Here is a 13,889-nt window from a genome sequence, read left to right on the forward strand (position 1 = left end):
TCGTGTGCGCTTTTGTCCGTTAGTTACACAATCCCTGAGCCTGTTTTATTCGGGTCTGCAGGTCGAGATTTGGCAACGGCAGCACGGTAGCCACTCGCTCGGTAACAGCTCACTGGATCGATGGCACCACCTGCTTGTAAACGGGCCATTTGTAAGATTGGCTCAACGTCCAGGTTATAGGCTTGCTTTAAGCTGGCCTGCGCCATCATTGGGTCGTTTGCTTCTTGGTATTGAGTTAAGGCTTTGCGATCTACTAATAAGCTTTTCACGAAAGCGCGCTGCACTTCCGCAGCGCTGTACATTAAGCTTTCTACAGGATCTGTCACATTGTGTGATTGATCCAGCATGTAGAATGGGCTGTACGCAGGATCTTGCGCTCGAATGTCTGTTAGCTCGTTGAAGATCAAGAACAGCTGATAAGGATTGATAGAGCCGCTGTCTAAATCGTCATCACCGTATTTACTGTCGTTAAAGTGGAATCCGCCAAGCTTGCCGAATTGCGCAAGACGGCTAACGATCATTTCAATATTGACGTTCGGTGCGTGGTGTCCCAAATCCACCAATGACATACAGCGCTCGCCCGTTTCTTTTGCTGCAAGGTAGTTACTGCCCCAATCTTGAATCACAGTAGAGTAAAACGCCGGCTCAAAGATTTTGTGTTCCAACAGCATGTTCCAGTCGTCTGGTAGGCTTTTGTAAACCTCTTTAATGCTTTCTAAATAGTGCGTGAAGCTGTTTTTAAAGTGTTGTTGGCCTGGGAAGTTTGAGCCATCACCCACCCACACAGTAAGTGCTTTTGAACCTAGCTTTTGGCCAAGTTCGACGACATCGATATTGTGAGCAATGGCTTGTTCGCGTACGGCTTTATCCGTATGGGTCAAACTACCGAATTTGTACGACTCTTCCTGACCAATTTGATCTTGGAAAGTATTGGAATTCATCGCGTCAAAATGCAGGCCGTATTGTTCGGCATACTGGCGAAGTTCGTTTGGATCTTTTGGGCGATCCCAAGGAATATGTAGAGACACCGCCGGTGTAGCTTGTGATAGCAATTGAATAACAGAACAATCATCCAGTTTTTCGAAAATATTGCGTGGTTCGCCTAAGCCTGGGAAGCGAGCGAAGCGCGTGCCACCTGTGCCTACTCCCCAAGATGGAACAGCGACGGTAAATTGCTTAGCTTGCTCTAAAATAGTGTCGATTTTGATGCCGGAGCGATCCAGTTTTTCCGCCAGCGCGTTGTAATCACTTGTGACGGCGGCTTCCTGCTTGGTGTTGTGTTCTTGCAGCAAGTTTTGATCAATGAGCTGTTTCATGATGAATCCTTTTTTATTTTTAGGTTCTTTTCACCGAACTAGCGAGTAAACGATGGCGCATGCCCCGCATCAACATTCAGAATATTACCTGTCGATTTAGACGACGCGTCAGACGCAAAGAAGTAAATGGCCTCGGCGATGTCTTCAGGGAAAACATTCAGCTTCAGCATACTGCGTTGGCGATAATGTTCTTCTAAATCATCGGTCGATAGTTTGTAAGCGCTGGCTCTTTCTTCTTTCCATTTACCAGTCCAAATTTTTGAACCACGCAACACTGCGTCCGGGTTAACTACGTTTGAACGAATACCAAGTGGTGCACCTTCTAGTGCAACGCAGCGCGCAAGTTGAATCTCAGACGCTTTTGCTACGCAATAGGCGCTGGCGTTTGCACTGGCAACCAAACCATTTTTACTGGCGATGAATACCATGTTGCCGCCCATATCCTGTTGTTTTAACAGACTAAAGGCTTCGCGAGCAACTAAGAAGTAACCTGTAGATAAGATGCTTTGGTTTTTATTCCATAGGGCAAGAGACGTTTCTTCTAATGGTGCGGAAGAGGCGATGCCTGCATTGGAGACAACAATGTCCAAACCACCAAAGGCGACAGCGCAATGTTTCACTGCACGGATCACATCGTCTTCGTTGGTCACATCCATCTTGATGCTAGACGCGGAATCTTTCCCAAACTCGCCGATGATGTCTGCTTGTGCCGTCTTCAGAGCGTCTTCATCTATGTCCATCAGTACTATGTTGGCACCTTCTTTGGCTAGACGTTTAGCCGTGGCAAGACCAATACCACCAGCTGCACCCGTCACCAAAGCGATATGGCCTGCTAAGGATTTTGGTTTTGGCATACGTTGCAGTTTGGCTTCTTCCAGTAGCCAATATTCGATGTCGAAGGCTTCTTGTTCTGGCAAGCCAACGTATTCGCTCACGCTGTCTGCGCCACGCATGACATTAATCGCATTAACATAGAACTCGCCAGCGATTCGTGCCGTGGCTTTGTCTTTTGCGAACGACAACATGCCAACGCCTGGAATCAAATAGATGACTGGGTTTGGATCGCGCATAGCTGGGCTGTTATCGCGTTTACAACGGTTGTAATAGCCCGCGTAATCTTCACGGTAATCAGCAAGGCTTTTATCCAGTGATTCAATGACTTCGTCTAGGTTGTCTTTTTGTGGATCATAAGCCACCACAAATGGACGAATTTTCGTGCGTAAGAAATGGTCTGGGCAAGAGGTGCCAAGCTTGGCAAGACGGTCTAAGTCTTTCGAATTGACGAACTGCAACACTTCGTCGGAGGCATTAAAGTGCCCTATTTGACGTTGTTTTTCGCTGGTTTTGCCACGAATCAATGGCATTAAGCTAGAAACCACTTGTTGGCGTTTGTCATTAGGCAGAGTCTTAAATAGCTCGCCACCAAAGGCGGCTTTGCCAGCGCTTTGTTGTTCTAACCAAGTCTGTGCTTTGTTAATAATGTTCAGCGAGTTTAGGTAGCAATCTTTGTTGCCATTCGACCAAGTAAACAGGCCGTGACTTTCAAGGACGACACCTTTTAGGTGTGGGTTTTCGGTAGCGATTTTGTGTAAATCCATGCCCAACTGAAAACCCGGACGGCGCCAAGGAAGCCAGCCAATCTCGCCGTTGAAAATGTCTTCTGTCAGTTGTTTGCTGTTTTTGCTTGCCGCAATAGCAATCACGGCATCTGGGTGAAGGTGATCCACATGAAGGTACGGTAAATACGCATGAAGTGGTGTATCTATACTGGCGGCGCGGGAGTTTAGGTTGTAAGTACAATGCGGAAGGTAAGCGACCATCTCATCTTCAAACTCAAGCCCGCGATAAAGAGGTAAAAGCTGGTTTAGCCTATCCATATAAAGTGTTGAAAAGCCATCTAACCCCATAGAGCCAATGTCGCCGCCAGAACCTTTTACCCACAATACAGTGGTCTTTTCTCCAGTAAGCGTGTCGTTCATTTCGATTTTTGCTGAGGTATTGCCGCCACCGTAGTTGGTCACGCGCATGTCAGAACCAAGCAAGTTTGATCGGTATTGCAATAATTCTGGTTCGCTTAGAAGAGCCGCTTCAGCATCGTTCCAAAGATTGGGGAGTAAATTAGTAGACATCGTTTAACCTCAAGTTTTGTCTTATTTAACAGCCTAAAACTCTGTTTTATGGCCATTTATCAAAGACTTAAATTTTATTTTTGTTATGAACAATCAGCGGGTTAGAATGATTGATAGATTTCATGTTAAAACAAAAATAATCATTTTCAAGCATTTTTTATCTTTTTATGTGTTTTTATGATCAATAGTGCTTGATAATGATTGAAAATTAATTATATTGATTATCGAGGATTTAATCGATGCACGAAATTGAAAGGCATAGAGTGATCTTGTCTGAAGTTGAAGCTCGACCGATTGTGACGGTAGCGCACCTAGCCGACGTGTTAGGCGCTTCAGAAGCAACAGTTCGAAGAGACATCAGCTTTTTAGACAAGCAAAAGAAACTGCGTCGGGTGCGAGGTGGGGCGGAAGCCATTAATCCTCCTTCTGATGTGAGCTTATTGGGAAGGCCTTACTCGGTTAGTCAAACGATTAACATGGACATAAAGCGTTGTATTGCGAAAGCGGCGGTGGATTTATTATCGGACAATATGTCAATAATGATCAGCGGCGGCACAACGACAGCGGCTATGTCTGAGTTTATGCGTGGCTTAAAGCTGCAAGTGCTGACTAATTCGTTTTCTATTGCTGATCAATTGATTAAAAAGAGTAAGTGCAGCGTGACCGTGCCGAGCGGAAAAATCCATCGGGAACAGAACATAATTTTGAGTCCGTTCCCAGATGATATTTCCAACCACACGTACGCTGATGTTCTTTTTATTGGTGCATATGGCATTAATTCTCACGGTGTGATGGAGACAGATCCACAAATCGTACAAGCGGTAATGAAATTGATAAATCGAGCAGATCAGCGGGTGCTTTTGGTTGATAGTACAAAATTTCAAAACCGATCAAGTATGATCATTTGTCCTCTTTCACAGATAGATATCGTCATCACGGACGATGGAATAGATAACAAGAGTAAAGAAGTGATCAAAGCGGCAGGGTGTCGATTGATCATAGTAGAAAAACAAAAACAATAAACCGCGTCTCGGATACGACAACTTCTTGTTGTGTGACGATGAGCGCGCTCTTGGAGATAATTATGAAAAACAAACTCATCACGGCATGTGTGTTGGCTTCTGCAACTTTATTTGCTTCTGGTACGTATGCAGCGGATCAGGTTCGAGTGGCGTTGTTAGTGAAAGCATTAGGTATTGGCTTTTTCGAAGCGGCGTACCGCGGTGCAGAAGAAGCTAAAAAAGAGTTAGGCGATGTGGAGATTATCTACACTGGGCCAACTTCGACCACAGCTGAAGGTCAGATTGAAATCATCAACTCGCTGATCGCGCAGCGTGTTGATGCGATTGCGGTATCTGCAAACGATGCGGATGCCTTGGTTCCTTCCTTGAAAAAAGCCCAACAGCGTGGCATTAAAGTCATTTCTTGGGACTCTGGTGTTGGCAAAGAAGGTCGCCAAGTTCATTTAAACCCTTCTAGTAATAGTCTGATTGGCGAAATGAATGTGCAGCTTGCTGCTGACGCTATTAAAGCCAAAGGCAAAAAATCTGGTACTTTTGCCATTCTGAGCGCAACGCCAACCTCGACCAACCAAAATATTTGGATTGGTGAGATGAAAAAATCCCTTAGCAAATTCCCTAACCTAAAACTTGTCGATACGGTTTACGGTGATGACTTGGCGGATAAGAGTTTCCGTGAAGCTACCGCCTTAATCAAAAACCACCCTGATCTAGATGTTATTGTGGCACCAACGACTGTCGGTATTTTGGCCGCAGCGCAAGCCGTGAGCGACATGGGCTTAACGGGCAAAGTGTATGTGACAGGTTTGGGGCTTCCTTCTGAATTAGCGGGTCATGTGCACAGTGGTGCCATTCATAGCTTTGCTATTTGGAACCCAATCGATCTTGGTTATTCAGCAACCATGCTGGCGTACAACCTTGTAAAAGGCAAAGGTACGAAAACCGAGATTCCAATGGGTCGCATGGGCACGCTTGAAGTAGATAAAAATGGTGACGGCGCAATGGCGAAGCCCTTTATCTACGATGCTTCAAACGTTGATGAATTCTCTTCTATTTTCTAGTAGCTATTGACCCCCTCCCAGCCTCCCCCTTATCAGGGGGAGGAGCTAAGAGTTTTTGTTCCCTCCCCTTATGAAGGGAAGGGGGTGGGGTTTTACTCGTTCAATAATTTCATAATGAATAACAATAAGAGCAGCCGTTATGAACAATGCAATTTTTAGTCTAAAAAAGGTGAGTAAAGTTTTCCCCGGTGTGAAAGCACTGGATGGTGTCGATCTTCACCTTTATCCCGGCCAAGTGACCGCTTTGATCGGTGAAAACGGCGCAGGTAAATCGACTCTAGTAAAAACCATGACTGGCATTTATCAGCCGGATGGTGGGGAAATTATTTTTAACGGCAAGTCTGTGCAGTTTCATTCCCCTCACGATTCTCATGCTTTAGGCATCACTGCGATTCATCAAGAAACCGTGTTGTTTGATGATCTGACGGTGGCGGAAAACATTTTTCTAGGGAACTATCCGCTGACTAAACGCTTTTCCATTGATTGGCCTGCGATGGAGGCGAGGTCACAAGAAATTCTGTCATCAATCAATGCTCACATGAATCCTAATCAAATCTTACGCGAATTAAGTATTGGCCAAAAACACATGGTCGGTATCGCTCGCGCTTTGTCTGTTGATGCCAAAGTAGTGATTTTAGATGAGCCAACAGCGGCTTTATCTCATCATGAAATTCATGAACTTTATGAATTGGTAAATACTTTAAGAGATCAAGGCAAAGCGATTCTTTTTATAACCCACAAATTTGATGAGATTTTTACCTTGGCGGATCGCTATACCGTGTTCCGTGATGGTTCTTTTGTGGGGGAAGGTTTTATCAAAGACACCAATGAAGCACAGTTGGTGGAAATGATGGTGGCGCGTAGCATCGAAGCAACGTACCCCAAAAAAGACGTTGAAATTGGCGAAACACTTTTAGAAGTCAGTCACTTATGTCACACAACAGAATTTGCTGATATCAGTTTTAGTTTGAAAAAAGGCGAGATCCTTGGTGTTTATGGTTTGGTAGGTTCGGGCCGAACGGAAGTGATGCAAGCTTTGTTCGGCACCACGGATCATGTAACTGGCTCTGTCAAAATGAATGGTAAAGAAGTGATTATTCACTCACCCAAAGAGGCTATCGATAACGGCATTGTGTATGTGCCAGAAGAGCGTCAGAAACAAGGTATCGTGTTGGAATTGCCTATTTATCAAAACGTTAGCTTGCCGCAGATGGAACGTTTAGCGAAGCACGGGCAAATCGACCAAGAAGGCGAAATGGCACTGGCTCGCCAATATTGTGAGCGCTTGCAAGTGAAAGCGTCTTGTTGGGATGAGAAGGTGATGAACCTCTCAGGAGGCAATCAGCAAAAAGTCGTTATCGCCAAATGGCTCGCCACTAACCCTAAAGTCATCATCTTGGACGAGCCGACTAAAGGCATCGATATAGGGTCGAAAGCGGCGGTGCATGAGTTTATGTCTGAGCTGGTGGATTCAGGCTTGTCTGTGATCATGGTGTCGTCGGAGTTACCAGAAATTCTTGGTATGTCAGATCGTATATTGGTGATGAACGAAGGCCTAATTGTCGGGGAATTATCTCGGGCTGACGCGACACCAGAGAAGGTGGTTTCACTTGCGACGGGAGGCAGTGTGGCATGTTAAAACGTTTAATTTACTCCCGTGAAGGCGTGCTCAGTATCATTGTACTGGCGATGTTTTTTGGTGTTGGAGTGATCAGTCCTGATTTTATTAGTCTATCGAACAGTGTCAGTATTTTTAATGACACTTCAATTCTGATCATGCTAGCTCTGGGGCAGATGTTGGTGATTCTAACCCGTTGCATTGATTTGTCTGTGGCGGCCAACGTGGCATTTACTGGCATGTTTGTCGCCATGGTGAATCAATATTTTCCAGAACTTCCTATGGCATTACTGATATTTTTATCGCTGTTTATTGGTGCCTTGTTAGGGGCGATTAATGGCTTATTTGTTTGGCTATTAAAAGTGCCTTCTATTGTTATTACCCTTGGTACTATGAGTATTTATCGTGGCGCGACGTTTCTATTATCAGACGGTGCGTGGGTGAATTCTCACCAAATGAGCGAGTCTTTTATAGGCTTACCCCGCTATGAAATTTTATCCATGCCTGTGCTTGGCTGGATGGCCGTCGCTGCCATTATCTTATTTTTCTGGGCAATGAAGTTCAGTGTTTGGGGACGTAACTTTTATTCGGCAGGCGGCAACCCAATGGCCGCATTTTACTCCGGTGTAAACGTGGGTAAGGTCCAGTTTTATGCTTTTTTAGTGTCGGGTACCTTATCTGGTTTATGTGGATATTTGTGGGTATCGCGCTTTGCGGTTGCCTATGTGGATGTAGCCAATGGCTTTGAACTGCAAGTAATCGCGGCGTGCGTGATTGGTGGTGTGAGTATCGTTGGCGGTTTGGGCTCTGTGGTGGGCTGCGTGATTGGCGCCTTGTTTATCGGCGTGGTGAATAACGCCTTGCCAATTATTGGTGTCTCACCGTTTTGGCAAATGGCGATTTCAGGTTTGGTCATTATTATCGCCGTTATTGCCAATGCAACATCAGGCAAAGATAAGGCGCGGATTATCTTACGTACCCCCAATGAAAATGACGAAATACGAGTTAATTAGAGGCGCATATGGATACAACAATAAAAAAATCAGCAACGCCGGATTCAATGTTTACCAGCAAACTACAGGGCTTGCTACGCTGGGAAAGTTTTTTGGTCTTAATCGTCTTTTTAGTGTGCGTGATGAATTCTTATTTATCCCCTTACTTTTTAGACCCTTGGAATCTATCGGATGCGACCTTTAACTTTACCGAAAAAGCCTTAATTGCTTTGCCGATGGCGATGCTGATTATTGCCAAAGAAATTGATATTTCTGTGGCGGCGATTATTTCGCTTTCCAGTACCTTGATGGGGTTAGTCGCACAAATGGGCGCACCCGTTTATGCGGTCGCATTTGTTGGTATTTTGGCGGGTGCGGCTTGCGGTCTGTTTAATGGCGTCTTGGTGACGCGTTTCAAGATTCCCTCCATTGTGGTGACAATCGGTACCATGAGTTTATTTCGTGGTATTAGCTATATCTTGTTGGGCGACCAAGTTGTACGTGACTATCCAGATGGCTTCGAGTTCTTTGGGCAGGGGTATGTTTATTGGGTGTTCTCGTTTGAACTGGTTCTATTTGCTTTCTTTGCTTTGGTGTTTTATTGGTTGCTGCATCGCACTACGTTTGGTCGTTACACCTATGCGATTGGTAATAACCCGACGGCATCTTATTATTCGGGGATCAAGGTGGATAAGCATCGTTTGATCCTGTTTACCTTGGTTGGTGTGATGTCTGGTGTTGCCTCTATTTTGCTTACTTCACGTTTGGGCAGCACACGTCCAAGTATCGCCATGGGTTGGGAACTCAGCATTATTACCATGGTGGTTCTAGGGGGTGTGAGCATTCTGGGCGGCAGCGGCACTATTGCTGGCGTGGTGTTGGCGGTGATCCTAATGGGCTTGGTCACCTTTGGTATGGGGCTGTTAAATATTCCAGGCATCGTCATGACGATTATCGTTGGCGTGATGTTAATCACTGTTGTGAGCTTACCCGTACTGATTACTATGTATAAAACTTCCCTAAAACGAAAAGAGGCAAAAGCGTTATGAGATATGCCTCAGTAATGTATTTACACAAAGGCTGTGAAGAAGAATACAAGAAACGTCATGATGAACTCTGGCCAGAGCTTGCTGAGCACCTTAAGCAACATGGTATCCGCAATTATTATATTCATTTGGATGCTAATGAGAGTAACCAAAACTCAAACCGATTGTATGCCACCTTTGATGCGGATGATCTGGACTCTAAAGCGCTAGCTGACCATCCCGTTATGCAGCGTTGGTGGGAATACATGGCGGACATCATGGAAACCAAAACCCCATCGTTTGAACCTGTCGCTGACGCGTTGCAAGAAGTGTTTCGCTTTAATGTGTTGCAACCTGATAAAACACGCGTGGTAGCGGTGTTAGACATTGGTAAAACCAACATTAAGATCTGCCTGATGGATGGGCAAACTGGCGCGTTATTGCATATTGAAAAACGTGTTAATGGCGTCGTTGACGCGCCGCCATATCCACATGTGGATGTGGATTCAATATGGCAATGGATCAAAGGCACCCTTGCCGATTTAGCCCAGCGCTATTTTATTGCCAGCATTGCGATTACGACACATGGGGCAACCATTGCCTGCATGAAGGGCGACCAACTTGCCTTGCCGATTCTGGATTATGAATACGATGGTGTGTCTGAGTTAAAAGAAGAATACGACGCTGCACGCCCAGACTTTAGTGAGTCTTTTAGCCCGAGATTGCCGCAAGGCTTGAACCTTGGAACGCAATTGTTTTGGCAACAAGAACGTTTTGCAGATGAGTTCGCCGAGGTCGATTCGTTACTCTTATATCCGCAATTTTGGGGTTATAAGCTCAGTGGCAACAAGGCAGCAGAAGTGACCTCATTAGGTTGCCACACCGATCTATGGAATCCGACCAGCTGCCAGTTCTCTACTTTTTGCGAACAACAAAAGTGGGCGGAGCGTTTTCCAGAAGTGATGGAAACCGGCGCGAAACTTGGCACTATTTTGCCAGGCTTAGCCAAAGAAACGGGCTTGCCAGCGAGTTGCGTTATCTTCAACGGTATACATGATTCCAACGCTTCGTTGGTGCCGTATATCGGGCAACCGATGGAAAAGCTCACCGTCGTGTCTAGCGGTACTTGGACGGTCATCGCCACCATTAACGGTAAGCTGGATTCGCTACAAGAAGACAAAGACATGCTCGCCAATGTGGACGCTCTTGGCCGCGCTACACCGACGATTCGCTTTATGGGCGGGCGTGAGTGGGAGCAACTGCGCAGCGACAGCAAAGCTACCTTAAACGATGTGAACTTCATTTTAGAAAACGGTATTTTGGCTATTCCTGCCTTTGCCAAAGGTGGCGGGCCATTTGCTCATTGTGAAGGTCGCATTATTGACCGAGGCATTGAATTAACGCCTGCTCAGCAGTCTGCTTTGGCGGATGTGTACGTGGCTTTGATGACGGATTATTGTCTGGATCTGATGGACAGCAGCGACACCGTTATCGTCGAAGGCGCATTTAGCAATAATGTTAATTTCCTCACCTTATTGGCCTGCATGCGTAGTCAAAACGAAATTTACGCCTCTCGGGATGTTACCGGCACCTCCGGCGGCGCGGCCTTGCTTTCGAACAAAAGCTTAAAGCTAAAAGGCCGCCTCAGCCTCGCCCTGTGTGATGCAAACATAAAACCTTTGCTTAATCTTTATCGTCAGCAATGGCGGGATTTAGTGGGGGAGTTGTAGGCTTATATTCAAATTAAAAAACCATTAACAAAGTCTTGTTCTGATACTGACAAGAACAATTTATTAGGTGTTGTTAGTGGTTTTCTATCGTTTTGTAGATGGAAAAGTTACACCAAACGGATTTCGAGTTTTTTACCCAGAGCGGTAGCAAAACGCTCAAGAGTCGATAGCTTTACATCATCCGAATGGTTCTCAATGCGAGATATGGCGCTTTTTTGAGTATGCAGTTTCAATGCTAATTCATCTTGTGTTAACCCTGCGTTCTTGCGCGCTTCTTTGAGCAATACACCAAATTTAAAGGCCTGATAACCCTCGTCGTAACCTTCAGAAAAATCCTTATCGGCGGCTTTGCGGTCTGTTAAATACTGTTTTAAATCACTCATGTTTCTTCCTCGCTAAATAGTCGTGACGACGACTCTCTGCAATTTTGATGTCTCTTGGTGGTGTTTTTTGAGTTTTCTTTTGAAAGCCGTGATTTAAGACAACCAAGTTGTCGCCATCAAAGAAACCTAATAAACGAAATATGTTACCGCCAACTTGTATGCGCACTTCCCAGATGTTATCGGTATTAACCAATTTTTTAAGGTAAGTGGACGTCACTGCATCAAGTTCTTCAACTAATTGGAGTACCCAAGCAACTTTCTGTGCTTGTTTGCTAGAAAGCGAATCTAGAAATTCTGCTACTGGGGACTTGCCATCTTCCATGATGTAAAAATTTATATTCCCCATGCTTGAATGTTAACACTAAAGTGAACTTTTTCAAGGGTAAGTGTTCACTTTAGTGTCAACTTTATGGTGATTGAGGAAGTTGTAACTTTGACATTAAAACCACCAACAACACTTCATTTTGAAACTGGTGCGAACACGTCATGAAGTTTTTATTAATTGATTATAGTAGTTTATTTTTGCTTAATGAGTGGCTAAATATTAGTAAAGGAACACCAATGAAAACTAAAATTTCTTATCTAATCTGTGCTTCCGTTGCTTTCTTTTTTGGTATGGCTGTCGCTTCTTTAATAATTGATCAACTACGAGTTATGGAAATAATTAAAAAATTAGGGAATAGCTCAATATTTTGGGAGTCTTTAAGTGCTATAGGAACACTTTTGGCTGTTGTTACATCTTTATATCTCGCATCCAGTGGCGCTAGAAGAGAACGTGACAATAGAATAGAGGAATACTGGAAAATAAAGACAGAGTCGGCTAGTACTACTTATCATCATTTAAATCGTTTAGGAAATATTGTATCCCTTCTCAATACTAAAGAGTTTTTACAGACAGAATTTGAAAGAGAAAAATATGAAGAGCTATATATGGGATGGTCAACACTTTTTATTAATGAGGGTATGGCTGGAACAACTACAGCAATATCGAATTGGGAAGGTGAGAAAATACATGAAAAAGTTGAAATTATTACACAGATTTTTACTCTACACTTTCATGAAAAGAAAATTCTAGGCCTTGAAAGGAGAAGAGAACATTGGAGCTCTTTAAATAGCCTTATGATTATTTGTCAGAATATAGCTTTCCAGTATATGCATGAATGCTACAGAAAGGCTGAAAAACATGAGAGCGCATATGATACAGTTATTGATAAGAGGATTTTTTTTAGAGAAGCAGATAAACAGATAGCTGACTCAAAAAGACAGGCTTTAATAGCTCTTGCTAATTTTAAGAGCACACAACCATGAAACGAGCTTGATAGCTATTGAGACATAGTAGACATTTTCCATACATCGTATGTGCGTACCAGCTATATCTCTCTGTCTTGTACTTGGTATTCTAAATAGGTTTTTTCTGAATACTCTAATTATATCACTAGGTTTGAATACGAATGGCCTTTTGATGCGAAACGCCATTCGTTTAACCAATATATTCGAGGCTAAGCCCGAAACCGTAAGTTTTCTCTCGTCAGTTGATCAATTGATGTTTTGCCCATGAGTTTCATGTCTCGTTCGAGTTCGGCTTTCATTAATCCGAGTGCGCGCTCTACACCGGGTTGTCCAGCGGTGGCGAGTGGATACAAGTGCATGCGGCCGATGCCGACGTCTTTGGCGCCAAGAGATAAAGCTTTGAGCACGTGAGTTCCCCGCTGTCGAAGATGACGTCTATTTCATCGCCCACCTCAACCACAATTTCTGCGAGCTGATCAAAGGAGCTGCGGGAACCATCAAGTTGGCGTCCGCCATGATTGGAAATGACCACGCTAGTGAAGCCAATTTCTAGGGCTTTAAGCAAAACATCTGGTGGATACTACTTCATCTGACCTCAAACTATTTGCTCGCCGTATTTTTGCTATCAGTGATTTTCAGGCCATGCCTTCAAAGCTTGCTTACATAGTAAAATCAAACTGTTTTGTTTGACTCCATCGCGGGCAAGAACAGACATACCTTGGATAATAGCAAAAACTAAATCAGCAAGAGCATCTGCGGATGTATCGCTTGGCAATAACACTTTTTCAATATCTTGATCAATCCGCAATTTCAAATTAAGGCGCATGTCATTGCGGATGTCTGCAACGTAACTACGCACGTCTTCAGAATTAGCTGATCCGCTAGCGGTCGAGCTCGCCATTAAACAACCTGGTGGCGTATTTTCATTGGTAAACAAGTCAGCCGAATGCTGCATTAATAACCATGCAGCATCTTTTGCTGTTGGCGCATTGTTCATTTGGTTTATCACATCAGGATCTGCATAGACGTAAAGACGAATCGCCTCCAAAAAGAGCTGTTTTTTGTCACCAAAAGCCGTATATAGACTTGGTGCAGTAATCCCCATGGCAGTGGTTAAATCTGTAATAGACGTTGTCTCATAGCCACTTTGCCAAAATGTCAGCATCGCCTTTTTAAGCGCTTTATCTCTATCAAATGAGAGGGGTCTACCCACTTTTTTCATATCCAATTTATCCAAAAAAATTTCATAGTGTTTATTATGTAATTGTTGACAATAAAAATCAACGGCGTAATGTCTTAGTTTCATATCAGTCACTATGGAATTAA

The 13,889-nt window shown here is 44.1% G+C and carries 12 protein-coding genes and 1 pseudogene; 7 read left to right on the plus strand and 6 right to left on the minus strand.

Annotation, left to right across the window (positions count from 1 at the left end):
• Window positions 1–23 precede the first annotated feature (23 nt).
• Window positions 24–1,316: an L-rhamnose catabolism isomerase gene (gene rhaI, locus JSY38_RS12570; protein WP_205113480.1), complete on the minus strand. Its 1,293-nt coding sequence runs from the start codon at window positions 1,314–1,316 to the stop codon at window positions 24–26.
• Between the two features lie 38 nt (window positions 1,317–1,354).
• Entirely contained in the window at window positions 1,355–3,445 is a 2,091-nt protein-coding gene (locus JSY38_RS12575; RefSeq protein WP_205113481.1) for a bifunctional rhamnulose-1-phosphate aldolase/short-chain dehydrogenase, read from the minus strand.
• A gap of 239 nt (window positions 3,446–3,684) precedes the next feature.
• Between JSY38_RS12575 and JSY38_RS12580 the strand changes: the two genes are divergently transcribed.
• From JSY38_RS12580 to JSY38_RS12605, 6 genes are all read left to right on the plus strand, one after another.
• Complete coding sequence (locus JSY38_RS12580) at window positions 3,685–4,467, plus strand: DeoR/GlpR family DNA-binding transcription regulator (RefSeq protein WP_169459278.1); 783 nt, start codon at window positions 3,685–3,687, stop codon at window positions 4,465–4,467.
• 62 nt (window positions 4,468–4,529) lie between these two features.
• Window positions 4,530–5,525, plus strand: coding sequence for a rhamnose ABC transporter substrate-binding protein (rhaS, locus tag JSY38_RS12585; protein WP_205113482.1), 996 nt, complete (start codon window positions 4,530–4,532; stop codon window positions 5,523–5,525).
• Between the two features lie 139 nt (window positions 5,526–5,664).
• Complete coding sequence (locus JSY38_RS12590; protein ID WP_205113483.1) at window positions 5,665–7,164, plus strand: sugar ABC transporter ATP-binding protein; 1,500 nt, start codon at window positions 5,665–5,667, stop codon at window positions 7,162–7,164.
• Window positions 7,158–8,156: an ABC transporter permease gene (locus tag JSY38_RS12595; protein ID WP_205113484.1), complete on the plus strand. Its 999-nt coding sequence runs from the start codon at window positions 7,158–7,160 to the stop codon at window positions 8,154–8,156. Before JSY38_RS12590 ends, JSY38_RS12595 begins: the two co-directional genes overlap by 7 nt.
• 8 nt (window positions 8,157–8,164) lie before the next feature.
• Entirely contained in the window at window positions 8,165–9,184 is a 1,020-nt protein-coding gene (locus JSY38_RS12600) for an ABC transporter permease (RefSeq protein WP_205113485.1), read from the plus strand.
• Complete coding sequence (locus JSY38_RS12605) at window positions 9,181–10,890, plus strand: L-rhamnose mutarotase (protein ID WP_205113486.1); 1,710 nt, start codon at window positions 9,181–9,183, stop codon at window positions 10,888–10,890. The genes JSY38_RS12600 and JSY38_RS12605 overlap by 4 nt, the downstream gene beginning before the upstream one ends.
• Before the next feature lie 107 nt (window positions 10,891–10,997).
• Here the strand turns inward: JSY38_RS12605 and JSY38_RS12610 are convergent, their stop codons facing one another.
• Window positions 10,998–11,273, minus strand: coding sequence for a helix-turn-helix domain-containing protein (locus JSY38_RS12610; RefSeq protein ID WP_114411226.1), 276 nt, complete (start codon window positions 11,271–11,273; stop codon window positions 10,998–11,000).
• On the minus strand, window positions 11,266–11,619 hold the full coding sequence (locus JSY38_RS12615; RefSeq protein ID WP_205113487.1) for a type II toxin-antitoxin system RelE/ParE family toxin: 354 nt from the start codon (window positions 11,617–11,619) through the stop codon (window positions 11,266–11,268). Before JSY38_RS12615 ends, JSY38_RS12610 begins: the two co-directional genes overlap by 8 nt.
• A gap of 140 nt (window positions 11,620–11,759) precedes the next feature.
• On the opposite strand from JSY38_RS12615, the gene JSY38_RS12620 reads away from it, so the two are divergent.
• Window positions 11,760–12,581, plus strand: a complete 822-nt coding sequence (locus tag JSY38_RS12620; protein WP_205113488.1) for a hypothetical protein — start codon at window positions 11,760–11,762, stop codon at window positions 12,579–12,581.
• Between the two features lie 191 nt (window positions 12,582–12,772).
• Here the strand turns inward: JSY38_RS12620 and JSY38_RS12625 are convergent.
• Window positions 12,773–13,128 (minus strand): annotated as a pseudogene (locus JSY38_RS12625) (alpha-hydroxy acid oxidase).
• A gap of 60 nt (window positions 13,129–13,188) precedes the next feature.
• On the minus strand, window positions 13,189–13,785 hold the full coding sequence (locus tag JSY38_RS12630) for a TetR/AcrR family transcriptional regulator (protein ID WP_205113489.1): 597 nt from the start codon (window positions 13,783–13,785) through the stop codon (window positions 13,189–13,191).
• Window positions 13,786–13,889: the final 104 nt, after the last annotated feature.

It is taken from the genome of Marinomonas foliarum (genome assembly GCF_016906065.1).
Classification (GTDB): domain Bacteria; phylum Pseudomonadota; class Gammaproteobacteria; order Pseudomonadales; family Marinomonadaceae; genus Marinomonas; species Marinomonas foliarum.

Coding starts and splice junctions, on each gene's coding strand:
- rhaI (WP_205113480.1), bottom strand. CDS start 1,316: ATGAAACAGCTCATTGATCAAAACTTGCTGCAAGAACACAACACCAAG.
- JSY38_RS12575 (WP_205113481.1), bottom strand. CDS start 3,445: ATGTCTACTAATTTACTCCCCAATCTTTGGAACGATGCTGAAGCGGCT.
- JSY38_RS12580 (WP_169459278.1), top strand. CDS start 3,685: ATGCACGAAATTGAAAGGCATAGAGTGATCTTGTCTGAAGTTGAAGCT.
- rhaS (WP_205113482.1), top strand. CDS start 4,530: ATGAAAAACAAACTCATCACGGCATGTGTGTTGGCTTCTGCAACTTTA.
- JSY38_RS12590 (WP_205113483.1), top strand. CDS start 5,665: ATGAACAATGCAATTTTTAGTCTAAAAAAGGTGAGTAAAGTTTTCCCC.
- JSY38_RS12595 (WP_205113484.1), top strand. CDS start 7,158: ATGTTAAAACGTTTAATTTACTCCCGTGAAGGCGTGCTCAGTATCATT.
- JSY38_RS12600 (WP_205113485.1), top strand. CDS start 8,165: ATGGATACAACAATAAAAAAATCAGCAACGCCGGATTCAATGTTTACC.
- JSY38_RS12605 (WP_205113486.1), top strand. CDS start 9,181: ATGAGATATGCCTCAGTAATGTATTTACACAAAGGCTGTGAAGAAGAA.
- JSY38_RS12610 (WP_114411226.1), bottom strand. CDS start 11,273: ATGAGTGATTTAAAACAGTATTTAACAGACCGCAAAGCCGCCGATAAG.
- JSY38_RS12615 (WP_205113487.1), bottom strand. CDS start 11,619: ATGGGGAATATAAATTTTTACATCATGGAAGATGGCAAGTCCCCAGTA.
- JSY38_RS12620 (WP_205113488.1), top strand. CDS start 11,760: ATGAAGTTTTTATTAATTGATTATAGTAGTTTATTTTTGCTTAATGAG.
- JSY38_RS12630 (WP_205113489.1), bottom strand. CDS start 13,785: ATGAAAAAAGTGGGTAGACCCCTCTCATTTGATAGAGATAAAGCGCTT.